The organism is Flavobacterium sp. GL_143, assembly GCF_057834355.1.
The window spans coordinates 3,087,655-3,113,566 of the sequence record NZ_CM174401.1 but is presented as its reverse complement, the minus strand read 5'-3'; the positions used below and the strand labels follow the sequence as shown (position 1 = coordinate 3,113,566).

At 33.5% G+C, this 25,912-nt stretch carries 19 protein-coding genes and 2 tRNA genes; 8 read left to right on the top strand and 13 right to left on the bottom strand.

The window, feature by feature from the left end:
- The first annotated feature begins 185 nt into the window (after nt 1–185).
- Nucleotides 186–1,613, top strand: a complete 1,428-nt coding sequence (locus AC3IPI_RS13435; protein ID WP_086894021.1) for an L-serine ammonia-lyase — start codon at nt 186–188, stop codon at nt 1,611–1,613.
- 197 nt (nt 1,614–1,810) lie between these two features.
- Here the strand turns inward: AC3IPI_RS13435 and AC3IPI_RS13430 are convergent, their stop codons facing one another.
- The 9 genes from AC3IPI_RS13430 to AC3IPI_RS13390 all read right to left on the bottom strand — a co-directional run bounded on the left by AC3IPI_RS13430 (nt 1,811) and on the right by AC3IPI_RS13390 (nt 13,408).
- Nucleotides 1,811–3,529 carry an ATP-binding protein gene (locus AC3IPI_RS13430; protein ID WP_489153269.1) on the bottom strand — a complete coding sequence of 573 codons (1,719 nt, stop codon included), beginning with the start codon at nt 3,527–3,529 and terminating at the stop codon, nt 1,811–1,813.
- Nucleotides 3,530–3,709: 180 nt separating this feature from the next.
- Complete coding sequence (locus AC3IPI_RS13425; protein ID WP_489153267.1) at nt 3,710–4,837, bottom strand: sensor protein KdpD; 1,128 nt, start codon at nt 4,835–4,837, stop codon at nt 3,710–3,712.
- A gap of 100 nt (nt 4,838–4,937) precedes the next feature.
- Nucleotides 4,938–6,014, bottom strand: a complete 1,077-nt coding sequence (locus AC3IPI_RS13420; RefSeq protein ID WP_489153265.1) for a porin — start codon at nt 6,012–6,014, stop codon at nt 4,938–4,940.
- A 491-nt stretch (nt 6,015–6,505) separates the two neighbouring features.
- Nucleotides 6,506–7,072, bottom strand: coding sequence for a K(+)-transporting ATPase subunit C (locus tag AC3IPI_RS13415; protein ID WP_039116165.1), 567 nt, complete (start codon nt 7,070–7,072; stop codon nt 6,506–6,508).
- Between the two features lie 99 nt (nt 7,073–7,171).
- A complete protein-coding gene (gene kdpB, locus AC3IPI_RS13410) occupies nt 7,172–9,205 on the bottom strand; it encodes a potassium-transporting ATPase subunit KdpB (RefSeq protein WP_039117208.1) in 2,034 nt (677 codons plus the stop codon).
- 11 nt (nt 9,206–9,216) lie between these two features.
- Nucleotides 9,217–10,938 carry a potassium-transporting ATPase subunit KdpA gene (gene kdpA, locus AC3IPI_RS13405; RefSeq protein ID WP_489153262.1) on the bottom strand — a complete coding sequence of 574 codons (1,722 nt, stop codon included), beginning with the start codon at nt 10,936–10,938 and terminating at the stop codon, nt 9,217–9,219.
- A gap of 92 nt (nt 10,939–11,030) precedes the next feature.
- The gene (gene kdpF / locus AC3IPI_RS13400) at nt 11,031–11,108 is read right to left on the bottom strand and encodes a K(+)-transporting ATPase subunit F (RefSeq protein ID WP_016362011.1); all 78 of its coding nucleotides are present in this window, start codon (nt 11,106–11,108) and stop codon (nt 11,031–11,033) included.
- Nucleotides 11,109–11,456: 348 nt separating this feature from the next.
- Entirely contained in the window at nt 11,457–11,738 is a 282-nt protein-coding gene (locus AC3IPI_RS13395) for a DUF7674 family protein (RefSeq protein WP_035626556.1), read from the bottom strand.
- A 326-nt stretch (nt 11,739–12,064) separates the two neighbouring features.
- Nucleotides 12,065–13,408: a sigma-54-dependent transcriptional regulator gene (locus tag AC3IPI_RS13390; protein ID WP_165572289.1), complete on the bottom strand. Its 1,344-nt coding sequence runs from the start codon at nt 13,406–13,408 to the stop codon at nt 12,065–12,067.
- Between the two features lie 171 nt (nt 13,409–13,579).
- Here AC3IPI_RS13390 and AC3IPI_RS13385 point away from each other — a divergent pair, with 171 nt between their 5' ends.
- The 7 genes from AC3IPI_RS13385 to ypfJ all read left to right on the top strand — a co-directional run bounded on the left by AC3IPI_RS13385 (nt 13,580) and on the right by ypfJ (nt 23,048).
- Entirely contained in the window at nt 13,580–13,741 is a 162-nt protein-coding gene (locus AC3IPI_RS13385) for a hypothetical protein (protein ID WP_489153260.1), read from the top strand.
- Between the two features lie 122 nt (nt 13,742–13,863).
- Nucleotides 13,864–14,682: a 3-methyl-2-oxobutanoate hydroxymethyltransferase gene (gene panB / locus AC3IPI_RS13380; protein WP_039116170.1), complete on the top strand. Its 819-nt coding sequence runs from the start codon at nt 13,864–13,866 to the stop codon at nt 14,680–14,682.
- A gap of 205 nt (nt 14,683–14,887) precedes the next feature.
- Nucleotides 14,888–15,577 carry an RluA family pseudouridine synthase gene (locus tag AC3IPI_RS13375; RefSeq protein ID WP_039116171.1) on the top strand — a complete coding sequence of 230 codons (690 nt, stop codon included), beginning with the start codon at nt 14,888–14,890 and terminating at the stop codon, nt 15,575–15,577.
- 72 nt (nt 15,578–15,649) lie between these two features.
- Nucleotides 15,650–16,978 (top strand): aldehyde dehydrogenase, encoded by a 1,329-nt coding sequence (locus tag AC3IPI_RS13370; RefSeq protein WP_489153257.1) that lies wholly within the window; start codon nt 15,650–15,652, stop codon nt 16,976–16,978.
- Between the two features lie 197 nt (nt 16,979–17,175).
- A complete protein-coding gene (locus tag AC3IPI_RS13365) occupies nt 17,176–17,973 on the top strand; it encodes a DUF2189 domain-containing protein (RefSeq protein WP_039116174.1) in 798 nt (265 codons plus the stop codon).
- 94 nt (nt 17,974–18,067) lie between these two features.
- Nucleotides 18,068–22,096, top strand: coding sequence for a PAS domain S-box protein (locus AC3IPI_RS13360; RefSeq protein ID WP_489153255.1), 4,029 nt, complete (start codon nt 18,068–18,070; stop codon nt 22,094–22,096).
- A gap of 97 nt (nt 22,097–22,193) precedes the next feature.
- Nucleotides 22,194–23,048 (top strand): KPN_02809 family neutral zinc metallopeptidase, encoded by an 855-nt coding sequence (gene ypfJ, locus AC3IPI_RS13355; protein ID WP_039116177.1) that lies wholly within the window; start codon nt 22,194–22,196, stop codon nt 23,046–23,048.
- Between the two features lie 410 nt (nt 23,049–23,458).
- Here ypfJ and AC3IPI_RS13350 read toward each other — a convergent pair.
- From AC3IPI_RS13350 to AC3IPI_RS13335, 4 genes are all read right to left on the bottom strand, one after another.
- Nucleotides 23,459–23,532: transfer RNA gene (locus tag AC3IPI_RS13350), tRNA-His, on the bottom strand.
- A gap of 329 nt (nt 23,533–23,861) precedes the next feature.
- Nucleotides 23,862–23,935, bottom strand: a tRNA-His gene (locus AC3IPI_RS13345).
- Nucleotides 23,936–24,012: 77 nt separating this feature from the next.
- Entirely contained in the window at nt 24,013–24,729 is a 717-nt protein-coding gene (gene bshB1, locus AC3IPI_RS13340; protein WP_039113988.1) for a bacillithiol biosynthesis deacetylase BshB1, read from the bottom strand.
- 102 nt (nt 24,730–24,831) lie between these two features.
- The gene (locus AC3IPI_RS13335) at nt 24,832–25,908 is read right to left on the bottom strand and encodes a chorismate-binding protein (RefSeq protein ID WP_489153252.1); all 1,077 of its coding nucleotides are present in this window, start codon (nt 25,906–25,908) and stop codon (nt 24,832–24,834) included.
- Nucleotides 25,909–25,912 lie beyond the last annotated feature (4 nt).

The following is a 25,912-nucleotide window of genomic DNA, read 5'->3' as shown; positions in this document are numbered from 1 at the left end:
CGTTGTTGTTAAAACCCTTATTTTAAGATAATCAAAAAATTATAATCAATACTTTTTACATTATTATTTTATTGCCAAATTATTAATATTAAATACAAATTTTAATAAATACGCAACATTAACAATTTTTCTTTTAATTTCATTGCGTTATTCAATTATCTTTGTGATAATAAAATTATAGTATAATGGAAGAATGTATATCGGTATTTGATATGCTTAAGATTGGTGTAGGACCATCAAGTTCACACACCCTTGGACCTTGGCGTGCAGCAGAACGTTTTCTTGCTGAATTAAAAAGTGAAAATCTGTTTTCTCAAATCACTCGTGTCAAAGTCGATTTGTATGGCTCTCTTTCTTTAACAGGAAAAGGTCATGCTACAGATTTGGCAGTTATGTTAGGATTAAGCGGTCAGGATCCCGAATATATTCCTATAAACGACATTGCAGGAATTATCAAATCTATCGAAGAAACCAATACAATTATACTTGGAAACGAGATAACCATTCCGTTTTTCTTTTTACAAGACATTGTTTTCAATAAAGAATTCTTGCCTTTTCATGCCAATGGTTTAAAATTTACGGCTTACGCCAAAGATGATTCCGAATACGAATCTATCTTCTACTCTATTGGTGGTGGATTTGTGGTAAAAGAAGAACGTGAAAATGCTAAAATAAAATCGGAGATAAAATGTGCATTTCCGTTTCCTATACAAAACGCAGCAGAACTTTTAGAATATACCATTACTCAAAACAAATCCATTTCGGAGATTGTTTATGAGAATGAAAAATCGATGCGTTCTGAAGAATTCATTAATAACGAATTAATGCGTATTTGGAATACCATGCTCGAATGTATGTATATCGGTTGCCATTCTGAAGGAATACTTCCTGGTGGACTAAATGTACGTCGTAGAGCATTTGATATGCACCAAAATCTCATCGGTTTATCCAACTATAATTCTCCACAAACGTGGCTAGAAGAAATAAGAAAAACTGAGGTTAAATTTCGTCAAATCCTAAAATGGGTAAGTTGTTTTGCACTTGCCGTAAATGAGGTAAATGCCGCTTTAGGACGTGTAGTTACTGCCCCGACCAATGGTAGTGCTGGTGTAATTCCTGCCGTTTTAATGTATTATTTGGTAATCGAAAACCATGATGCAGGCGAAAAAGAAATCAAACAATTCCTGATGGTTGCTGGCGAGATAGGAAGTATCTTTAAGAAAGGATCTACAATTTCTGCCGCAATGGGTGGTTGTCAAGCCGAAATAGGTGTTTCGTCATCTATGGCAGCAGCAGCACTTTGCGAATTAATGGGCGGAACTCCAGCTCAAGTTTTAATGGCTGCCGAAATCGCTATGGAACATCACTTAGGATTAACCTGCGACCCAATTGGTGGATTAGTACAAATACCTTGTATAGAAAGAAATACAATGGGAGCGATAAAAGCCATCAATGCAGCCGAATTAGCACTAGAAACAGACTCTAAAAATGCAAAAGTGCCTCTCGATAAAGTAATCGATACGATGTGGCAAACAGCAAAAGATATGAACTCTAAATACAAAGAAACCTCCGAAGGAGGATTAGCAATTGCCGTGAATATGGCGGATTGCTAGTATTCAGTCGCAGTTTTCAGTTTTAGTTTACAGTCACAGTATTCAGTATTCAATAAAAAAAGTGTTCAGTTGCAGTCGCAGTTTTAAAAAACTACAGATTGTACTGAACACTTTTTTTAATTATACCATTACAATTATCAAAAACTGTAAACTGCGACTGGTACTAAAAACTGCAACTGAATACTGAATACTGAATACTACGCTTTAAGCAGTTTAAACCAAAACGAACTTCCTAATCCCAACTCGCTTTCTACGCCAATTGTTCCGTTTTGTGCTTCGATAAATTCTTTACTAATAGACAAACCAAGTCCGGTTCCTGATTTATGACTTCCCGGAATCTGGAAAAACTTATCAAATACTTTGGATTTATAATGGCTATCAATTCCTTTACCAGTATCGACTACTGCAAAAACAATCTGATTTTTTTCTTTTTTAAGTTTAACTGTAATACTACTTTTTTCGTAAGAGTATCTAATAGCGTTCGTTAAAAAATTAATCATCACCCAAGTCGTTTTTTCCGAGTCAGCTTTTATATCTGCAAGATTAGATTCACTTTCTATAATCAATTCAATTTGTTTTTGCTCTGCTTGTACTTTCACAGCTTCAAGAGCATAATCTATAATTTTATACGGACTACATTGTCCAATATCTAGCTTAATATTACCTGTTTCCAGTTGTGCCATATCCAGCAACTCACCCGTAATTTTCAGCAAGCGTTGGCTATCATCCTTAATACTATCTATTAATTGTTTTTGCTCTTCATTAATACTTCCTGTGTTCGGCTTTTCTAATAACTGAAGGCTTAATTTAATAGATGATATAGGTGTTTTTAATTCATGCGAAACAGTTGCAATAAAATTAGTTTTGGCAAAATCAAGCTCTTTAAACAACGTAATATTTCGTAAAATAATTACATCGCCAATATTAATTGTTTTGTCCTCACCTGTTGGTGTAATAGTAATATTAACAGTTTCTTTATCAAAATAGCTTTCTTTACCATCGGCAAAAATCTTCATCGGGTGCGCTTTTGTACTTTCGAGATCATTGATGATTAAAGATTTCATCAAATCATTTTTCAATGCCAGCGTTGTAGCCAACTCCCCTATTACATCCTCCGATTTCATTCCGATAATCTTCAGTGCTTCATCATTTACAAATAAAACTTTCCCCTGATTATCAAGCCCAATAATTGGATCATGCATATTATTTATTAAAGTCTCGAGTCGTTTCTTTTCAAATGATAATTTATACAAATTACTATCATGATATTCCTCGAGTTTTTCGGCCATTGTATTAAACGATTTTGCCAAATCACCAAATTCGTTATGATTCATAAAATGTACCCGTTCTGAATAGTTTTTATTCGCAATTTGCTTAATACTTTCGGTCAATTCCTTAATTGGATTTGCAATATTATTAGGCAAATTAATTAGTAAATTAAAAGCAATCAAAAAACAAAGTGTGCCTACAATTGCAATCGAAAAATTAGCCGTTTCGGCAGTTTGCTTGGCAATATCACTTTTCTGTTTTATGGCATTCATATTGAGTTTCATAATTGCAAAAATATCCTGACGAATCTGACTTTTAACCGCTTGATCCTCCCAGTTATTTTCTAATTTATTAAAACTCATTTGTAAATTAGTCGTTACCTTATCTTCACCAGCTTCGGTTACATTGATAATTTGTTTGTCCAAATTGTCTTTAAAAAAAACAATTGCTTTATCTTCATTACCACTTATTTCATCAAGCGAAGTGAGCATATTTCTAGAATATTCCAATGTGTTATAATTGGCTTTCAAAATATTTTCGGTATCTCCTTTTATCAAAAAAATATAAAAGGCACTAACTAATGCAAGGATAATTATCATTAAAAATAATAGTCCAACGCCCAAGTTTAATTTCGTTTTAATTTTCATTTCCTATGATTTACAAAACATTTTATTTTTATCCAAGTATCTAACTTTTCTAAACAGCTTAATAAGTACTTGCATAACTTAAGTGATTAATCTTTTTTAAACATCTCTTATCTTGTCTCTTCGAGTCTTGCTTCTCAAATCTTGCTTCTTGCTTCTCAATTATCTAACAACTCTCAACACCTAAGAAAGAATCACAAGATCAACATTCGATAAAGAAAGACGAGTCAATAAACGTCTAAAAATCGATGTCGCCAAAATTACCTTAAAAAAATTAAAATGAGGTTTCCCAATACAAACCGTTGTAATTTCTTTTTGTTCTACAACCTTAAGCATCGTATCAGTAATATTGGTACTTTCTATTTTAATTACTTCGGCACCGAGTTGAGTCGCCAATTTAAAATTATTAATTAAGTGACGTTGTTTATCCAACGCTATTTTATCACTGCTTTCTCTTGGTAACTGAACATACAAAACATACCAATCGCTATTATAATAACTAGCCAATCGAGCCGTTTTTCTGATAATGTTCTTTGCCGTTCGTTCATTACTACTTATACATGCCAATAATTTTTCGTGTCGCAGCGCCTGAGTTTTAGGAACTTCATTTTCTACTTTTCGCAACACCTGACTCGCTACTTCTTTAAGAGCCAATTCTCGCAATTGTAGAATCTGATCAGACTTAAAAAAATTATTCAGCGCAGTCTGGATTTTATCTGCCGTATAAATTTTCCCTTCTTTTAATCGGTCAATTAAATCTTCCGAAGTCAAATCGATGTTTACAACCTCATCTGCTAATCGTAACACATTATCAGGAATCCGTTCTTTAACATCAACATTTGTAATCCGTTTTACATCTTCGTTTAAACTCTCGATATGCTGAATATTAACTGCCGAAATCACGTTTATTCCAGATTCTAAAATCTCCAGAACATCTTGCCAGCGCTTTTCATTCTTACTACCTTCTATGTTTGTGTGCGCCAACTCATCTACAATAACCACTTCTGGTCGCAAATTAATTATGGCTTGCACATCCATTTCCTCCAGTTGCTTTCCTTTGTAAAAAATAGAACGACGCGGAATTACAGGCAAACCATCCAGCAATTCATGCGTTTCCTTACGGTTATGCGTTTCTATGTATCCGATTTTTACATCTATTCCATTCTTTAATAATGTATGCGCTTCCTGTAGCATACGAAAAGTTTTGCCTACACCAGCACTCATGCCAATGTAGACTTTAAACTTTCCTTTACGGGATTTCTGAATTAAATCGAGAAAGTGCTTAACATTATTTTCCTTTTCGTTATCCATATATTTTTTATCTGTAAAAAAAAGATGAAAGAAGTTAGAAGCAAGAAGTCAAAATAATTATAAAATGAATCTTGCCTCTTGCTTCTAATTTCTAATAAACTTAAAGAGTAATTGCCAAAGAAGTCGTTATAAATACGTTACTATCTGTTGGATCATTATTTTTTAAAAAGATATCATCTTTACTATTCAAAGTTCGTGCTTCTAATCTAAATATTACATTTTCTGCGGCTAAATAATCAAAGTTTGCCGAGAAACCATACGTTTTAAAACCGTTTGGAGTATCAGTTGCAATGATTACACCTTTTTTATCCTGATAATACTCTCCTCTTGCAGCAACCATAATTTTATTTGTTGGTTTATATTGTGCCACCACAATTGGTGAATACAAAACATCATAATCAGAACTTCCGTTAGTAGCTTGTTGCACTCCAATATCAAAACCTGCAATCAGGTTTACTTTTTCAGACACTTTAAACTGTCCGTAAAAATCATTAAAATATCTCCATTTTCTATCCACATCCGGTTGTTCATTCCCAACATATGTACTCCAGTTTAATGTAACTGCCGAAGTTGGTTTATAAGTAACCTGTGTTCCAAAAGCCGGAGTCTGATTTCCCTCAACCTTCTGGATACGTTGCCAGCCATTTAAATACATTACTGCCAAATACCATTTTTCACTTTTAGATGTATATCCTAACTTAACACCCGCCTCATAATATGGAGAGTTCTCAGCAAGAATACTTCTGGTTAAAGTCATACAATCTTTACCGATTGCACTTTCAAAACCAATGTGCGAAGGCATAACTCCCGCATCAACCCATAGATTGTGCTCTTTTGAAATTTTTACTCCCACATTCGCTTCATAAACATTTTTTAACAAGCCTTGTTCTGCAGCCATATTATATTCTGCATAAGTTCCCGCCATAATTGCAAAATTCCCCCGAACATTGTCTTTAGCATAATTCACTTTTGCCAAACCTAAATTCAGGTTTACCTCATTGTGTTTGTTATAATTATAAAGAAAACTTGGGCGAGTATGATTATCAGGATTTCCAAAATCATAACTGTAATAGGTATCTATATAACCCGAAAACGTAAACGGACTTTTAGATTCTTCCTGAGCATTCATTGTTGTATATCCGAAAGCTATTAAAGCTGTAAGTATTATTTTTTTCATTTTATTTTATCATTGCGAGAAACGAAATAATCTCGTTCTCTTAATTATTCTATTTGTTATTAGTTTTTTTTTAGGAACTCCCGAAGCTTCGGGACCAGCTGTCCGCTATATCTTTTTCTGTCCGCCGCGGCGGACAGAAAAAGGATACCGCTTCTATCTGGGCTAAAACACTTGGGGCAACAAGGGCTTTAGTCATCCTAACAGTCCCGACGCTTCGGGATAAAACCTGTTAGGTAATAAAGGGCAAACTCAGATAAAACAACTACAAGTCTATCTATATTTTGTCCATAAATTTTCATACATACAAGGCACTAGTAACCTTGCCAACAGTTTTTTATCCCGAAATTTCGGGACTGTTGGGTTTAGTATTAATCATCATATTTACAAGTATTTTTGTTATCCTAACAGGTTTTAAAAACCTGTTAGGTATCTAAGTACTGATTACTGAATATCATACCTACAAGGTTTTAGAAACCTTGTAGAATAAAAACCTAAGAGCCTTTTTTAGAAAGTTCGTCAAGAGCAATGTTCAGTTCCAGAACATTTACCATTGCGGTTCCCATAACCTTAGGAGTATTAATTTTAGATTCAACCAAAGCCTTAACTTTATCCTCAGCTAATTTTCTTTCTTTAGCAACCCGTTTCACCTGAACCAAAGCTCCTTGAGGGGAAATATTTGGGTCTAAACCACTCCCTGAAGCAGTAACCATATCGGCAGGAATTTCTGATTTTCTTAAATAAGGATGAACGATTAAAAAAGTATCAATTCTCTTTTGAACCACAGCTAAGTAATCAGCATTACTTGGCCCTTTATTGCTTCCACCACTACCAGCAGCATTATAATCTACAGCCGAAGGGCGTCCCCAGAAATAATTAGATTTATCAAATTTCTGACCTATTTTTTGATACCCTACCACTTTACCATTAACCGAAATAGTTTCTCCCTTACCTTGGTTAGGTGCAAGCTGAGCAATACCATAAATTGCCAGAGGATAAATAACTGCAAACAGAACCACCGTAAGTAGGGTAAATTTTACTATTGAAAATATATTTTTCATTGTTTTTATTTTTTGAGTTTCTAAGAGACTAAGCTTCTAAGACGCTAAGAAAAAACCTTAGAACCTTAGTAACTTAGTATCTCAGAACCTTTTTTTAGATTACATAAATAAAGCTACTGCCAAATCAATTAATTTAATTCCGATAAAAGGAATAATCAATCCTCCTAAACCATAAATCAACAAGTTTCTTTTAAGGATTGCACTTGCTCCGATTGGTTTATAATCAACACCTCTCAACGCAAGCGGAATCAATATTGGGATAATAATCGCATTAAAGATTACAGCTGATAAAATCGCACTCTCAGGACTATGCAAATGCATGATATTTAAACCTTGCAAAGCAGGAATCGCAGTGATAAAAAGTGCTGGAACAATAGCAAAATACTTCGCTACGTCATTTGCAATAGAAAATGTTGTAAGTGTACCTCTGGTCATCAACAACTGTTTTCCAATTTCAATAATCTCAATTAACTTAGTTGGGTCATTATCTAAATCGACCATGTTTCCGGCTTCCTTAGCAGCTTGAGTTCCGCTATTCATTGCAACACCTACATCTGCTTGTGCAAGAGCCGGTGCATCATTCGTACCGTCACCCATCATCGCGACAAGTTTACCCATTTGTTGCTCATTTTTAATGTAGTTCATTTTATCCTCAGGTTTCGCTTCAGCAATAAAATCGTCAACACCAGCAGCTTCAGCAATAAACTTAGCCGTAAGAGGATTATCTCCTGTAACCATTACCGTTTTTACACCCATTTTTCTCAAACGGTCAAAACGTTCTTTCATTCCAGTTTTAATGATATCCTGCAATTCGATAACCCCTTGTACTTGGTTATTTTTAACCACTACCAACGGCGTTCCACCTTTAGACGAAATATCAATTACTTTTTGAGCAATATCTTCAGGGAAATTATTTCCAGCCTGAAGTGCAATATTTTTTGCAGCATCCTGAGCCCCTTTTCTAATGTTAGTTCCGTCTTTTAAGACAACACCACTAGTTCTGGTTTCAGCAGTAAACTTGATTAAAGTAGCACCTTCAATAGATAAGTTTTGAGCTACAGTTGGACCTGCCAACTCTACAATACTTTTTCCTTCAGGAGTATCATCTGCAAGAGAACTTAATACTGCAGATTCGATAAAATCTTTTTCTGTAACACCTTTAGCAGGATAAAAATTAGTTGCTTTTCTGTTACCAATAGTAATCGTTCCTGTTTTATCAAGAAGCAATACATCAATATCTCCAGCAGTTTCTACCGCTTTTCCAGATTTTGTAATTACGTTAGCACGCAATGCTCTATCCATTCCCGCAATTCCGATTGCTGAAAGCAAACCTCCAATTGTTGTTGGAATTAAACACACAAAAAGAGAAATGAAAGCAGCAATTGTTATCGGCGCATTAGCATAATCTGCAAATGGTTTTAAGGTAACACAAACAATCACGAAGATTAGAGTAAATGCAGCCAACAAAATAGTCAATGCAATTTCGTTTGGCGTTTTCTGACGGCTTGCTCCTTCAACCAAAGCAATCATTTTATCAAGAAAACTTTCGCCAGGCTCAGATGTTACGATAACCTTAATCTTATCCGACAATACTTTTGTGCCTCCAGTTACCGATGATTTATCTCCACCAGCTTCCCTAATTACAGGAGCACTTTCTCCAGTAATCGCACTTTCATCAATAGTTGCCAAACCTTCGATGATTTCACCATCAGTTGCTATTAAATCTCCAGCTTCACAAACGAAAACATCTCCTTTTTTTAATTCCGAAGAACTAATATTTTTGATTTCTCCATTAGCAAGTATTTGTCTTGCTGGTGTTTCTTCCCGTGTTTTTCTTAAACTATCTGCCTGAGCTTTACCTCTTGCTTCAGCTATTGCTTCGGCAAAATTGGCAAACAAAAGTGTTGCTAGTAAAATTAAAAACACAATTAAATTATATGCAAAACTACCTTGATCGTTTGCTCCCATCAAAATGGAAATACAAACAGCAAACATAATGGCAGTCCCAATTTCTACGGTAAACATTACCGGATTTTTAATCATCAATTTTGGATTAAGCTTCACAAAAGATTGCACTAAGGCATCTTTTACCTGCTTACTTTCAAACAATGAATTGGATTTATTGTTAGTCATTTTCTTTTATATTATTTTAATGTAAAATATTCTGCCAATGGACCTAAAGCCAACGCTGGGAAGAATGATAAGGCGGCGATAATTGCAATTACTGCAAAAACCATAACTCCAAAAATAGAAGTGTCTGTTTTTAAAGTTCCTGCACTTTCTGGGATATATTTTTTATTAGCCAATAATCCTGCAATAGCCAATGGCCCGATTATAGGAATGAAACGACTCAATAGCAATACAATTCCTGTAGTAATATTCCAGAACGGATTATTATCTCCTAAACCTTCAAACCCAGAACCATTATTGGCTGCACTAGAAGTATATTCATATAACATTTCTGAAAACCCATGATTTCCCGGGTTATTTAACCAACCTGTTGCATTCCCATTAAACCACCATCCCATTGCTGTATCATGTGCAGCAAAATACGAAGCCAAAGCTGTTCCTGATAATATTAATAAAGGATGAAGAATAGCAACAAAAGCAGCAATCTTAACTTCCCGAGCTTCAATTTTCTTTCCTAAAAATTCAGGTGTTCGACCAACCATTAAACCAGAAATAAATACTGCCAGAATAATGAAAACATAAAAGTTAAGAATACCAACACCACAACCACCATAAAATGCATTAACCATCATGGCAAGCAATTCCATAGCACCAGATACTGGCATCGAGCTATCATGCATACTATTAACAGAACCTGTAGAAATTACTGTTGTTGCAATACTCCAGAAACCCGAAATAGCTGGTCCTAAACGAACCTCCTTACCTTCCATTGCTCCTGTTGCCTGGGTAATTCCCATTCTTTCGATAGCAGGATTTCCGTTAATCTCACTAATAACCGTTGGGATAACCAGTAATAAGAATCCAACCGTCATAACGCCAAAAATAACGTATGATAATTTTCTTTTCTTTAGATAAAAACCTAGGGCAAAAATCATCCCAAACGGAATAATTAATTGAGCCCATAATTCGACAGCATTAGTAAAATAAGTAGGATTTTCTAACGGATGAGCCGAGTTAGCCCCAAAAAAACCACCACCATTTGTACCTATATGTTTTATGGCAATAAATGCTGCAGCAGGTCCACGAGAAACCTCTACATTATCACCTTGTAAAGTAGTAATAGCATCTTTACCTTCAAAAGTCATTGGTGAACCGCTAAATACCAAAGCAGTAGCTACAATAGCAGCTAATGGTAATAAAACGCGAGTACAACTTTTGATAAAATAGTTATAAAAGTTACCTAATTTATCTGTAGATCTTTCTTTCATTGCAGTAAAAACCATTGCTGCAGCAGCCATTCCGACACCAGCCGAAACAAATTGTAAGAACATCAAGAACATTTGTGATAAATAAGATACACCGCTTTCGCCCGAATAATGCTGTAAATTACAGTTTACTATAAATGAAATGGCAGTATTAAATGCCAAATCTGGACTCATCGATGGATTATTATCGGGGTTTAAAAATAGCGACCCTTGAAACAATAAAATAAAGAAGCAAAGAAAGAACCAAACCATGTTTATACTTAAAAGTGCTTTTAAGTGTTGCTTCCAGTTCATTTCTTCGGTGGAATTTATTCCACTGATTTTAAAAATAAGTTTTTCAATTGGATTGAAAATCGGGTCAAGTAATGTTTTATCACCCAAATAAACTTTAGCAATATATTTTCCCAAAGGAATGGCTAAAACTATCGTAATGATAAAAATACTGATGACGCCAAATAATTCTGTGTTCATAATTTTTTAAATTTTAGTAAAATGTCAGATGTGATTTGTAAAAGGAGACCGACGTATAACATCTAACATCTCACTTATAACTTTTAACATCATTAAAATTTTTCGGGTTTGATTAATACATAAACCAAATAGCCGAAAACGGCAAGGGCAATAATAAATAGTGCAGTCATAATTTAAATTTTTTCAAAAAATTCGACAGATTTAAAACAAATCGCAAAGAGCAAAACTGCCAGTGCGAGTAAAAGAATAGTGATTAACATAGGTTTTGATTTATTTAGATTATTGGATTATTTATTTTTTAGACTCCGAGATTAGAAGAAACTAGACTAGGAGAAGCAAGAGGCAAGACTTAAAGATGAGGAGAAACAAGAGGCAAGACTTAAAGATTATAGATTAAACATTTATAGATAATAGATTTCAAAAAACAACTTTAGTCTTTCTTCTACCTCCTAACATCTTGTTTCTATTCTCTTGGCTCTATTCTCTTAACCCTATTCTCTTGACTCTATCAGTCTTTCCTAGACACCCGACGCATTAATTTGCTTTATATATTCAGCCTTCAATGATTTTGGAAATAAATCCGAAATCGTACAATGCCGTAATTCCATGAAAGAAGAAACCGAGAAAACGTATACGTTCGAAATGGCACTTTTAGTTTCGTAACTCCCTGTAGTATATAATCGCTCGGCAAGCGCCAGACATTTTTTTGCTCTGACAATATTCCCGCTAATGATTGCTGTCTTAGTGATTTCGGCAAACCGTTCAGCTTGCTTATAAATCGTGGTGACTTGATTTTTCATAAGAATGATTTTTTTTGTTCTTCCTCCCTTATGCCAAAATACATTCCAAAAAAAAACTTTTAACCCAATACACTATAAATTAACACCTTATCAAATTTACTTAAAATTCAGGCATAAAAAAAACCTATCAAAATGATAGGCTTTTATTGAAATGATAAGGATTTTAATTTTTTAGTTTTGAGTCCCATTGGGACAATATATTCATAGAAAAATTAGAAATTAGTAGACAAACGTTTCGTAATCAAAATATGTATCGCTCCGATGAAGCTTTTAAATTGGAATTTGGAATTTATCCCGATAACTATCAGCATTGGAATTTTAAATAATTATTGAATATTGTATTCGTCTAATTTTCGATAAAGCGTTGCAATCCCTATTTCGAGTAATCGTGCCGTTTCGGCTTTATTACCTTTAGTATAATTAAATACCTTCTGAATATGTAATTTCTCGACACTTTGCATAGAGAATGCCGACACGCTTTTATTCGTTTTAACTACTTGGTGTTGCATTTCATAAGGCAAAACATCTTGAGTTAAAACATCGCCATTTACCAGAATAACCGAGCGCTCAATAACGTTCTTTAATTCTCTAACGTTTCCTGGCCATTGGTACGATTCCATTTTTTGCATAAACCCTTCATCAATAGATAAAGCTTTCTTATTTATTTTTTCTGAAAATTGCTTTACGTAATAATGTGCCAACGGCAAAATATCCTTAACCCTTTCTCGCAAAGGCGGAATTTTAATTTCAAAAATATTCAACCTGAAATATAAATCCGAACGAAAACGGTGTTCTTCACTTTCTACCTTTAAATCTCGATTGGTAGCTGCAATTAATCTAAAATTCGATTTTCTTGGCTTCGTATCTCCAAGCTGAATGTATTCGCTTGTTTCCAGAACACGTAATAATTTAGCTTGCAGTTCTAATGGCATCTCTCCTATCTCATCCAGAAACAAAGTACCACCATTAGCCTCCTCAATATATCCTTTTTTATCTTTAATCGCTCCCGTAAAAGCACCTTGTTTGTGTCCAAACAATTCGCTTTCCAGAATTTCTTTACTAAAAGTGCTGCAGTTTAAAGCCACAAACGACTTACCAACTCTATTACTGTTTTCGTGAATTGCCTGAGCAAAAACCTCTTTACCAGTTCCGGTTTCTCCCATCAAAAGCACAGTCGAATCTGTTTTAGAAACCCTTTGAGCCAAATCGATAACCTGCTCAAGCCCTTTAGATTTTCCTATAATATTATCAAATGAATATTTATCGGAGATTCGCTTTTCAAGTTGTTTAACTTTCTTTTGCAATTGTACTTTTTCCAAAGCTTTGTATAAAAGCGGGATAATTTTATCATTATCATCACCTTTTACGATATAATCAAAAGCGCCATTTTTCATGGCTTGAACTCCATCAGAAATTTTACCGAAAGCCGTCAATAAGATAACTTCTGTAAACGGGAAAGCCGCTTTTATTTTCTGAAGAAAATCAACACCATTTCCATCAGGAAGTTTTACATCACACAACACAGCATCAATATCATTGTGTTCTAACTTTTTGAAGCCCGATTTTAAATCTGCTGCTTCAAAAACTTCGAAACCTTCCGAGCGTATAATTCTGGCGAGAAGATGGCGTAATTTTTCTTCGTCGTCAATAATAAGAATATTTTTCAAAATGGGGATTTGTGAATTAGTTTTTCAAAATTAGTTATTTTACCCATTTGTCAATTAAATACTTCCAAATACTTTTTTAGCATAAAATAATCTATCCTTTTATTTAGGAGCTAATCCCGCTGTACACTATATCTTTTATGGCATCCCGATAGCTATCGGGACAGCCATAAAAGGATGCCGTTCCCATCAGGGCTAGAAACAAAACAGATTGCTCAGACCCTAAAATATCAACACAACGATAGCACAGAAATACTTTCAGTTACTTCAAGTTTTGAATTGACTTCTGCTAATGCTGGAGACAATTCAAAACTTAATGCATATACTCTCCTCAATTAATTTTACTTCTCATTTTTTATATTCCCTACCAAAATTCATTTTAAAAAAATTCATTTTATTACTTTTACAGATTCAAAATATAAATCAATCCCGATTCTATCGGTACTAAATCATAGATTACAATGTCTGTAGCAAAAAAAGATTACAAAAGAATTACTACCAAATCATTAATTGAGATGAAAGCAAATGGGCAAAAAATCTCAATGCTTACGGCTTACGATTATACAATGGCCAAAATTGTTGATACTGCCGGAATCGATGTAATCCTTGTAGGAGACTCAGCTTCGAATGTAATGGCTGGTCACGAAACTACCTTACCAATTACTTTAGACCAAATGATTTATCATGCGTCGTCTGTAGTAAGAGCTATCGAAAGAGCTTTGGTTGTTGTTGATTTACCTTTCGGAAGTTACCAATCAGACCCTAAAGAAGCATTGCGCTCTGCTATCAGAATCATGAAAGAAAGCGGTGGTCACGCAGTAAAATTAGAAGGTGGAAAAGAAATTAAAGAATCAATTAAAAAAATATTAAACGCAGGAATTCCAGTTATGGGACATTTGGGTTTAACACCACAATCAATATATAAATTCGGTACATATACCGTTCGTGCCAAAGAAGAAGACGAAGCCGAAAAACTAATTGAAGATGCAAAATTGCTAGAAAAAATTGGTTGTTTTGCTTTAGTTCTTGAAAAAATCCCTGCACATTTAGCTCAAAAAGTTGCCGAAAGTATCTCTATTCCTGTAATCGGAATCGGTGCTGGTGGTCAGGTAGATGGTCAGGTTCTTGTAATTCACGATATGTTAGGAATGAACAATGAGTTTAGCCCACGTTTTTTAAGACGCTACATGAATTTATACGAAGGAATGACTACTGCAATTAGCCAATATGTTGATGATGTAAAATCTGGAGATTTCCCTAACTCTGGTGAGCAATATTAATTTTTTAAGGCACTAAGGTTCTAAGCAACAAAGGTTCAAAGGTTTTAAAATTGAATAGCCTCCTGCTAAAGCAGGAGGAATATTTTAAGTTAATCAGGCTTTAGCCAAACTTCTTTAAGGTCCTAAAATGCTAAGGAAATAAGGTTCTAAGGTTTCTTCTTAGCATCTTAGAAACTTAGCCACTTAGGAACTCCAAAAATAAACTATGAAAATCATTTCCAATAAAGATAATCTCCAGGTTCTACACGAAGACAACCATATTATTGTTGTAAACAAACGCGTAGGCGATATTGTACAAGGTGACAAAACAGGCGATAAACCATTATCGGATGTTGTAAAAGAATACATAAAAGACAAATACAATAAACCTGGTGACGTATTTTTAGGTGTAATACATCGATTGGACCGTCCTACAACTGGAATTGTAGTTTTTGCCAGAACAAGCAAAGCATTAACGCGTATGAACGAATTGTTCAGTAATCGCGAAACTCAAAAAACCTATTGGGCAGTTGTAAAGAATAAGCCTGTAGAAACAAGCGCCAAATTGGTTCATTTTCTAAAAAGAAACGAGAAAAACAATACTTCAAAAGCGCATTTAAAAGAAGTTCCAGATAGTAAATTAGCAAGCTTAGATTATACAGTTTTTAAAGAACTTCAGAATTACGTAGCCCTCGAAATTAATTTACATACAGGAAGACACCACCAGATTAGAGCACAACTATCAGCTATTGGATCACCTATAAAAGGAGATTTAAAATACGGTTTTGACCGAAGCAATCCCGATGGAGGAATACATCTTCATGCCCGAAAATTAACCTTTATACATCCAGTAACCAAAGAACCACTTACCATTATTGCTCCTACTCCAGATGAAGTGATATGGAATGCTATATGATTTTTGGGTAAAATCACTTTTATTTAAAATTTTAAAATTAACTTGCATAGTAAAAACTAAGCAGATTTTAAAATGGACTATAAAAATGACATCGGTTACAGAAAAGAGACGCTTAAAAAACTATTGTTCAACATACAAAAAAGCGAAGATTTAATCATTAAAGCTTTGTATGATGATTTCAAAAAACCTGCTTTTGAAGCCGTTCTAACCGAAACCAATTATGTTATTTCGGAATTAAAAGATACCATTAAAAATATTTATCGTTGGGCAAAACCACAACGTGTTTTCCCATCGATACTTAACTTTCCTTCTACCGATTACGTTTACAAAGAACCTTACGGAAAAGTATTGATTCTTGCTCCTTGGAATTATCCTTTTCAATTAGCTTTATGTCCATTAATATCAGCTGTAGCAGCAGGAAACAAAGTCATTTTAAAACCATCAGAACTTACTCCTAAAACTGCCGAAATTATAACCGAAATCATCCAGAAAACATTTCACATTAATCATGTCGAAGTGGTACAAGGAGGAGTTGATGTTTCGCAAAAACTTTTAGAAAAACGTTGGGATTACATATTCTTTACAGGAAGTGTAGCCGTTGGGAAAATTGTAGCAAAAGCCGCTGCAGAACATCTTACTCCTGTTACACTAGAGCTTGGTGGAAAAAACCCATGTATTATAGATGAAACTGCTAATTTAAAACTAGCTGCAAAAAGAATCGTTTGGGGAAAATTTATAAATGCAGGACAAACCTGTATAGCCCCCGATTACATCTTGATTCATAAAGATATGAAAACTCATTTTATAGGATATCTAAAAGATGAGATTAATAAAGCTTACGGGGCAAACCCCGAAGAATCACCCGATTTTGCCAGAATTATAAATACCAAAAACTGGGTACGATTAGATAGCATGATCGAACCTGGCAAAGTGGTTTTTGGAGGACATACCGATGCGAAAAAACTTTATATCGCACCAACTCTTATCGACGAACCAGGTATGGAAAGTAATATTATGCAAGAAGAAATTTTCGGACCATTATTACCTATACTTGTTTACAAAACCGAAGCTGATATAAAAAACATTATCGAGCAATACGAAAAACCTCTTGCCTTATATGTTTTTAGTGACAACCAAAATTTCACAAAAAGAATAATTACACGTTACTCATTTGGCGGAGGATGTATTAATGATACCGTTGTTCATTTTTCAAATAACAGACTTCCGTTTGGAGGTGTTGGTCATAGTGGCTTAGGAGCTTATCATGGCAAATTAAGTTTTGATACTTTCTCTCATCATAAAAGCATAGTAAAAAAAGCCAACTGGCTCGATTTACCAATGCGATATGCACCATATAAAGATAAATTAGCGACTATCAAAAAATTATTAGACTGGATCTAAATTTATCTTAGTTTAAACAATCAGTTAATCAAAATTATTTTCCGTAACTAAATCAGATAATTGCGTTAAATCATTTTGCTAAAAACCCGATTTTAACTTTGCCGACTTAAAAAATGTACTATATTTACTTCTGATATTTTATAAAAAGATAATCTAAAAAAAATCCAAAATATAACGAATAACTACTTTCAAAAATTATGAATCGTACGCAACAACGAATAGAAGAAATCAACAAAATTGGTTATCAATTAGACTTTTCAAATGTATTTAATCATGCTTTCGAAAATTATAAAAAAATAGCGCTTTACGCAGGATCTATTCTTCTTATTTTTTACTTTGTACTTGCTATTTTCGGTTCGAGTATTGTGATTTCTTTATTTGGAATCGGAAGTCTAACAAAAGAATCTATAGAAAACTTACAACATTTAAAATTATCTGGAAATTTCCTTATAATATATATGACATCTATGATTTTATTGGCTGTATTTATTGCTCCCTTTACTGCTGGATTTTTAAAAATGGCCGATTGTGCAGATAAAGACAAAGAATTTAATTTTGCTACAATTTTTTATTACTACAAATTACCATACTTAACAAATATCATAGGAGCTACTTTTATTATATCGGTTATAAGTATCGCCATATCAATAGCGACAGAAATGATAAATCTATCAATTTATGGAACAGTAATTTCATTACTAATTTCGCTTTTTACTTACCTAACAATTCCATTAATTGTCTTTGGAAATTTTAATGCCATTGATGCTATTAAAACTAGCTTTATGCTTGTTTCAAAACAACCTCTAATTCTTATTGGGTTATTAATTGTTGCCGGAATCGCAGCAATGGTAGGATTTATAGGATGTTGTATTGGGGTAGTTTTTACCCTTCCTTTTATTTATTCTATGACCTATGCAATTTATTGCGCAATTATCGGTGTAGATACATTAGACGAAATTGAAGAATCTAAATCAGGACCAAAAACATTTTTATAACAGATAGAATTGATATAATAATTTCTCCAGGAATCTATTTAATTAAACCTAAATTAACCAAAAATCTATGGTATTTTACTATAGTTTTATAACAATGATATCCTCATGGCCAAACCTAACAGGCTTGGCCCATAATTTATTGTTATTTAGCGACGTAAACCTCCAATGGATTGTTTCTTACAACAATCCTAAATTTCCTGCACTAGGACTGGCTTTATTGGGCTTTATTATTTTTTTGGGTTATCATTTTTTCAATATAAAAAAGCAACTAGGTAATTTTATCGAAAAAGAGAAAGAAAATGATACTACTGATAAAGAGTATCTTCTTTATTTTTTGTTTTTTGGGATTACCATTATTGTAATGGAGATTGTTAATGAGCTATTTAAAATTAGACCCAAAAGCTTACTTATCATTAATACCTCGATTGGTCTTTTCTTTTTATTATTCTATTTTATAACTAGTAAAGTTAAATACTTACGTAAAAAAGTACAATTTATCTTCATTGCATTATTTTTACTATTCTTTGGTTATATATTACGCAATATCATTTCTCTTCCTAATGATATAACCCCAATAATTAGTTTTGTCGTAGCCTATTACTTTTCGTATACTATTTTAAAACCTATAAAATTATATTGGTTTTTTACAGCCTTATTATTTTTGTTTTTAGTTGATGTTACTATTTCACATTCTATTCCTTTAAAAACATCTGTAATTTTAATTAATTTTTCTCTTATTGTATTTGTTGTCAACTACGTAAAATATGCTGTTTTATTAAACGAAAACGACAAATTTCGGTTTTCTAACGAAATAGTACATAAAGGAAACTCTCTTACAATTGCCAGTAATCGCAAAGGAGAAATCTTATTTTGTAGTGAAACTATAATCGATATTTTAGGATATTCACCCGAAGCAGTTATGGGAATTGGATTCTGGAATCTTACAGAAGATCCCGAGTTTATTGGCGAAGATTACCATTTAACTTATATCGACAACAAACTCTACATCCGTAAATTAAAATGTAAAAACGGAGAATATAAATACATTCAATGGAAAGATAAAAAATTCTCAGAGGACCTAATAATTAGTATAGGACAAGATATAACGGAGCAAATAAACACTAAAGATTTATATAAAAATCTAATCCAGACCGCTACCGATTTAATTTTTGAAGCCGATGATGATGGTAACTTTACTTTCATCAATGAATTTGCAATTTCATCATTAGGATATTCAGAGTCAGAAATTATTTCTCATAATTATTCCGAATTCATTCACGTTGATTACACCATAAATACGGTGAATTTTTATGAAAATCTGGAAGAAAACTTAAAGAAAAAGGAAAATGATTTTCCAGCTATAGAAATTCCGTTATTGAAAAAAAATAGCGAAGAATTATGGGTTTCCCTAAAAGTAATTATCCGTAAAAATGATGCAGGCCAAATAATTGGTTATTCAGGTATTGCCAGAGATATTACAAAATTAAAAAACATTGAAAACGAGAATAAAATCAGGCATGAAAAAATTGAAGATTACAATACTGTCTCCAAAAAATTATCGACCACAAACTTCAGTAATTACGATGACATAGATAGTGTTGTAGAACTGATTATAAAAGAAGCCGCAATTGTTTCTAAAGCCAATCGGGTTAGCCATTGGAAATATACTGAAGATATAATTACTTGTACTAATTTATTTAGCGTAGACAATCACAAACTAGAGAAAAAAAAGATTTTAAAAAGAGAATTATACCCTATCTATTTTAACTCAATAAAAAACAAAACCATCATCAATGCTCCAGATGTTTTTAATCATTTAGAAATATCAGAATTTACAAAAGAAGCTTTCTTAATAAACGATATTAAATCGATGCTAGATGTCCCGATTTTTACGAATGGACAACTAACAGGTATTCTTTGTTTTGAATCTACCAAAACCAAACGGATTTGGGATAATGAAGACATCAATTTTGCCCGAACCATTTCGGATATTATTTCATTAGCAATTTCTTCGCAAATGAGGTTAATGACCGAGAAAAAATTAGAATTCAAAAGTCAGCTATTATCCGCACTTGCTTTATGTACCGAAAAGTTTTTACTAAGCAAAAGCACTTCTAAAATGTTTGAAGAAACCTTTGAAATAATAGGAAAAGCTACAAAGGTGGATCATATGTTTTATTATGAAAAAAATAATGATACCAATCTCGTAAGTCAGAAATACAAATGGGCAAGAGAAGGAATTACTAAGCAAATCACAGAATTACGAGGTTTTACCTCCGATAATTTACATGAGATATTCAATCAGGCTCAAAGCAAAAAAATCTTAAATACACTAACAAGAAAACTTAAAGATTCGTTTTTTAAAGAGCTATTAATAGCCAATGAAATCAAATCAATCTTGATACTTCCGTTATATATTAATGACGATTTTACTGGCTTTATAGGATTTGATGATTGTACAAATGAAAAAAAATGGTCTGAAGACGAAATTTATATTTTACAATCGCTTGCTAATAACGTTTCTTCGACCTTAGAAAGAAACAGAAATGAAGCTAGAATTCACGAAAGTGAAGAAAAATTTAAGCTAATCGCTAATAATATTCCTGGTACAGTTTATTTATCCAAATTTGATGAATTAGGCTCCAAAGTATTCCTAAACGATGAAATCGAGAATTTAACCGGATATCCAAAAACTGAGTTTCTCGAAAACAGATTATCCTTTATTTCATTAATGCATCCAGAGGACAAAGAAAACATCATTAAAAACCAAATAAATGATTTAAAAAGAGGAATCCCAATACATTGTGTTTACAGAATACAAAGAAAATCTGGCGAATACATTTGGGTAGAAGAATTTGGTGATGTAATTAAAAAAGGAAATACAATTGATTTTGTTGGTGGAATTTATTTTGATATTACAAGCAAAAAAGAAACTGAAGATGCTATAAAAGCAAAGCAATTAGCAGAAGCAGCAAATAAATCAAAATCAGATTTCCTGGCAAATATGTCTCATGAAATCCGAACACCCCTAAACGGAATTATTGGTTTTACAAATTTATTGATGAAAACCAATCTTCAGGAAATTCAGCAAAAATATATGATTACCGTTAATCAATCGGCTCAATCATTGCTAAATATTATAAATGATATCCTTGATTTTTCTAAAATAGAAGCTGGAAAATTAGAACTAAATATCGATAAATATGATATTAGAGAAATACTCAATCAAGTAGTCGATTTAATATTATACGAATCTAATCTTAAGAAACTTACATTAGAATTAAACATAAATGAAGATGTACCAAATTGCTTTTGGATTGACGTACTCCGAATAAAACAAATCCTAATTAACTTACTAGCAAATGCCGTTAAATTTACCGAAAAAGGAACTATAAAACTAAATGTGTCTGTGCTCGATAAGATTAACGACACATACACAATACGCTTTTCGGTTTCTGATACTGGCATTGGGATTCTTGAAGAAAACAAAAAACGAATTTTTCAGGCGTTTTCACAAGAAGACAGCTCGACCACCCGCAAATTTGGAGGTACAGGATTAGGATTGACCATTTCTAATAAACTACTTAGTTTAATGGACAGCCATTTAAAACTAGAAAGTAAACTAAATATTGGAAGTACTTTTTATTTTGATTTAGATATAAAAAGTTGCGATACATATGTGCCTTATCTTTTCATAAATGAGACCGAAAACAGCAATAGCACTTCTACTTTAAACAAAGACCTACTCACTAGAGAAATAAAGTTCCTTGTTGTAGAGGATAATAACGTGAATAGATTATTACTTAGGGCTACTATAAAAAATCTATTTGTAAATGCTATTATTTACGATGCCGAAAACGGTGAAGAAGCCGTTAGATTACACAAAGTAATTAATCCAGACATTATTTTCATGGACATACAAATGCCTGTCATGAATGGATACGAAGCTACAAAAGCAATACGTAAATTAAAATCAGGTAAAAAAACCCCTATAATCGCAGTAACTGCTGGTGCAGAAAAAGATGAAAAGCAAAATTGCATCAATGCCGGAATGACTGGTTATATATCTAAACCAATTATTAAAGGCAGCATCGAGAAAGCTATAATTAAATCGATTTCCTAAATAGTAAAGAAATAGAAGATAAAAGCTACTATTTCAAAAAATATCAATAAATTCGTGTACATATAATTTCGAATAAAAACATTAAAACCATATAATTATGAAATGGCAAGGCAGAAGACAGAGCGATAACGTTGAAGATAGAAGAGGAATGTCGGGAGGTGGAAAAACTCTTGTGGGAGGTGGAATCATCGGAATTATAATTTTACTAGTAAATGTTTTTGGAGGCGAAAATGCACAATTAATAACTCCAGTTTTAGAACAAATGCAAGGTTCTCAATCAAACCAAACCGAAGCTGCCGCTCCATTAAGTAAAGAAGATGAAGAAATGGGCAACTTTGTTAAAGTAAATCTCGCCGATAATGAAGATATATGGGGCAAAATATTTTCGGAAAACGGAATGACATATAAAAATCCAAAACTAGTTCTTTTTAGAGGATCTGTAGAAACTGCTTGCGGTGGAGCTACATCGGCATCAGGACCTTTTTATTGTCCCGGAGATCAAAAGGTATATATGGATTTGGCCTTTTTTGAGGAACTAAAAACAAGATTTGGTGCCAAAGGTGGAGACTTTGCTATTGCATACGTTATAGCGCACGAAATTGGGCATCACATACAAACATTACTAGGTACATCGGCCAAAATGCGTAAAGCACAAGAAGGCAAAAGCGAAGCTCAAGCCAATAAACTATCTGTAGCATTAGAACTTCAAGCTGACTTTTATGCAGGAGTTTGGGCGCATTACAATCAGGCAAATTTAGATCCCGACGATATTGATGAAGCTTTAAGCGCAGCAAATGCAGTTGGAGACGATGCAATACAAAGCAAAATGCAAGGACGAGTTGTTCCAGACTCTTTTACACACGGAACATCAGAACAACGCAAATTTTGGTTTATGAAAGGGTTTAAATCTGGTGACATCAGTCAGGGAGATACCTTTGCAGAAATTAGATAAGAAGATAAAATCTCAAATTATAAAAAAAGCATGATAAATAATTATCATGCTTTTTTTATACCCAATATTGTCCGACTGAGCAGAGTCGAAGTCTCGTAATATCATTTCTGTTTTTCCACAAACCAAACAAACCTTTACAACGTAGATGCACTGCGGTGCGTATCTACAGAAAACCTTTGTCCCTTTGAATCTTTGCCTCTTTAGGATTCATTTTAAACGCAAAGTACACAAAGAAAAAAAACGCAAAGGTTCGCAAAGCTATCTATCAAACTTTGCGAACCTTCGTGTAACCCTTTGCGTTCTTTGCGGTAAAATCTTTTGCATAAGACACTTGTACCGCCCTCAACTCTCTGAATCTCAAATAAACGCACAAAAAAAGCCTTGAATTTCTTCAAGGCTTTAAATTTCTGGGTGGATGACCGGGTTCGAACCGGCGACCCTCGGTACCACAAACCGATGCTCTAACCAGCTGAGCTACAACCACCATTTTTGCTTAGCGAGTGCAAATATAAAGTAAAACTTTACTTCTACAAAGAAAAAAATAAAAAGGTTCACTAAACTATTTATTAAACTTTATGAACCTCTGCATAACCCTTTGCAGTTAAATCTTTTTTGTATAAGACAATCTTTATCCCTTTGAATCTTTAGAATCCATTTTAAACGCAAAGCACACAAAGACAAAAAAAAACAAAGGTTCGCAAAGCTATTCATTAAACTTTGTGTAACCCTTTGCACTCTTTGCGGTAAAATTTTTCTCAAAAAAATTAAACATACAAAAAAAGCCTTGAATTTCTTCAAGGCTTTAAATTTCTGGGTGGATGACCGGGTTCGAACCGGCGACCCTCGGTACCACAAACCGATGCTCTAACCAGCTGAGCTACAACCACCATTTCTGCTTAGCGAGTGCAAATATAGAGCAAAACTTTACTTCTACAAAGAAAAAAATGAAAAATTTTCATCTTTTTTACATCAAATTCCCTAAACTATTGACGGCCAAACACCTTTCAACAGTAAAACCTTCGGCAAAATCTACACCAACTAATCTTCCTAAGTCTTGTGCACGATAATTTAAACTTTCAAGAAAATTTTTACTCGTTATCGGGGTAGCAGGTTCTTTAGAATTCGCATCATAAAACTGCGATCCATACGCTAAAATCGATTCTATTTTCTTTTCAGTAAATCCTGTGATGTCCACAACGAAGTCTGGCACTATATTTTTCCACTGAATATAATGATACACAACTTTAGGACGCCATGCTGTTTGTTGCTCTCCATTAAGAGTTGTTTCTATCTTCATCAAACCAGATAAGAAACAAGCATCAGAAACCAACTTACTACCTTTTCCGTGGTCAATATGGCGGTCATCAATTGCATTACACAAAACAATCTCTGGTTTATACTTACGTATCATTTTTATGACTTCTAATTGATGTGCTTCGTCATTTACAAAAAAACCATCGCGCATTGCTAAATTTTCTCGTACAGAAACACCTAATATGTTTGCCGCAGCTGCAGCTTCCTGATCTCTTAATTCGGCAGAACCACGTGTTCCTAATTCTCCTCGGGTCAAATCGACAATGCCAACTTTCTTCCCTAAAGAAACTTCTTTTAAAATTGTCCCTGCACAACCTAATTCTACATCATCTGGATGTGCTCCAAAAGCTAATATATCTAATTTCATGTTTTATATTTCAAATTTAATTTGAACCTTAGTTTTTAATCCTTACTAATTACTACACCCCTATTCTCTTTCTTCTTTAATCTTGCTTCTATTCTCTTGCTTCTATTCTCTTGCTTCTATATTTAAAACCCTTTTCATCGTCATTGCCTTATTCACGCTTTCCTCCCACTCGTTTTCAGGAATACTTTCTTTTGTGATTCCGCATCCCATATACAAAACGGCTTCAGAATTACGTATTTGCATACTTCGTAAATTTACAAATAAATCAGAGCTTATCGAGTCAGATGCGAAACTGCTATTTAGTTCGCCTAAAAAACCAGTATAAAAAGTTCTATCGTAATTTTCATTTTCCAGAATAAATGCTCTGGATTTCTTTTTAGGATAACCACAAACAGCAGGTGTTGGATGCAATAAATCTATCACTTCATCTAAACTAGAATCAGTATTTAAAGCCCCCGAAATATCGGTTTTTATATGCCAGATACTTCCAGCATTAGCACTATAAGGTTCCGTAACCACAACAGAAGAAGCTACGTCCTGTAATCTTTTTACAATAAAGTCGGTAACATATTGTTGTTCGTCTTTCTCTTTCTGATGCCAGATAACATCTGATGCCAAAGCTGCCTTTTGAGTTCCTGCCAAAGCAGTTGTTTCAAAAATATTCCCATTTGCTTTAAGCAATTGCTCAGGCGTTGCTCCCATCCAGAAACCAACTTCGGGATGATAAAAACAATACGCTAATGTTGTTGGATATAAATTTGCTAAATTTTGAAAAGTCTCAATAAAATCAAAATCATTCAAAGGAACAATTTCACTACGAGATAAAACTACTTTTTTAAACTCATCATTCACAATAGCCTGAACACCATTAACAACTAATATTTCAAATTGTTTTTTAGCTTCAGCATCAAAACCAGAATCAGCAACATCAACTAAATTTATCGATTTTCGTTCTAACAGAGTCGTACAAATTTCAGATTCCTTTTCGGGAATAAGAACAATTTGTTTTTTATCAAAAGAAGCAAATACAAAACCCTTTTCTTTATAATCAACAACCTTATGCAACGTATTATTTTGTTGTAATAAAGCTATGATTGTATCCGATTTTGGTTTCTTATAAAGTACAAAGGGCAAAAGCTGCTCTTTGTGTTTTTTAATTTTAGAAAAAAATTCATTCATGATT

What these genes read in the sequence shown, in the direction of transcription:
- AC3IPI_RS13425 (WP_489153267.1), bottom strand. Translation starts at nt 4,837, where the DNA reads ATGGATAACGAAAAGGAAAATAATGTTAAGCACTTTCTCGATTTAATT.
- AC3IPI_RS13420 (WP_489153265.1), bottom strand. Translation starts at nt 6,014, where the DNA reads ATGAAAAAAATAATACTTACAGCTTTAATAGCTTTCGGATATACAACA.
- AC3IPI_RS13360 (WP_489153255.1), top strand. Translation starts at nt 18,068, where the DNA reads ATGATATCCTCATGGCCAAACCTAACAGGCTTGGCCCATAATTTATTG.
- AC3IPI_RS13385 (WP_489153260.1), top strand. Translation starts at nt 13,580, where the DNA reads ATGCCGTTCCCATCAGGGCTAGAAACAAAACAGATTGCTCAGACCCTA.
- ypfJ (WP_039116177.1), top strand. Translation starts at nt 22,194, where the DNA reads ATGAAATGGCAAGGCAGAAGACAGAGCGATAACGTTGAAGATAGAAGA.
- AC3IPI_RS13335 (WP_489153252.1), bottom strand. Translation starts at nt 25,908, where the DNA reads ATGAATGAATTTTTTTCTAAAATTAAAAAACACAAAGAGCAGCTTTTG.
- AC3IPI_RS13415 (WP_039116165.1), bottom strand. Translation starts at nt 7,072, where the DNA reads ATGAAAAATATATTTTCAATAGTAAAATTTACCCTACTTACGGTGGTT.
- AC3IPI_RS13395 (WP_035626556.1), bottom strand. Translation starts at nt 11,738, where the DNA reads ATGAAAAATCAAGTCACCACGATTTATAAGCAAGCTGAACGGTTTGCC.
- AC3IPI_RS13435 (WP_086894021.1), top strand. Translation starts at nt 186, where the DNA reads ATGGAAGAATGTATATCGGTATTTGATATGCTTAAGATTGGTGTAGGA.
- kdpA (WP_489153262.1), bottom strand. Translation starts at nt 10,938, where the DNA reads ATGAACACAGAATTATTTGGCGTCATCAGTATTTTTATCATTACGATA.
- bshB1 (WP_039113988.1), bottom strand. Translation starts at nt 24,729, where the DNA reads ATGAAATTAGATATATTAGCTTTTGGAGCACATCCAGATGATGTAGAA.
- AC3IPI_RS13430 (WP_489153269.1), bottom strand. Translation starts at nt 3,529, where the DNA reads ATGAAAATTAAAACGAAATTAAACTTGGGCGTTGGACTATTATTTTTA.
- kdpF (WP_016362011.1), bottom strand. Translation starts at nt 11,108, where the DNA reads ATGACTGCACTATTTATTATTGCCCTTGCCGTTTTCGGCTATTTGGTT.
- AC3IPI_RS13375 (WP_039116171.1), top strand. Translation starts at nt 14,888, where the DNA reads ATGAAAATCATTTCCAATAAAGATAATCTCCAGGTTCTACACGAAGAC.
- AC3IPI_RS13370 (WP_489153257.1), top strand. Translation starts at nt 15,650, where the DNA reads ATGGACTATAAAAATGACATCGGTTACAGAAAAGAGACGCTTAAAAAA.
- kdpB (WP_039117208.1), bottom strand. Translation starts at nt 9,205, where the DNA reads ATGACTAACAATAAATCCAATTCATTGTTTGAAAGTAAGCAGGTAAAA.
- panB (WP_039116170.1), top strand. Translation starts at nt 13,864, where the DNA reads ATGTCTGTAGCAAAAAAAGATTACAAAAGAATTACTACCAAATCATTA.
- AC3IPI_RS13365 (WP_039116174.1), top strand. Translation starts at nt 17,176, where the DNA reads ATGAATCGTACGCAACAACGAATAGAAGAAATCAACAAAATTGGTTAT.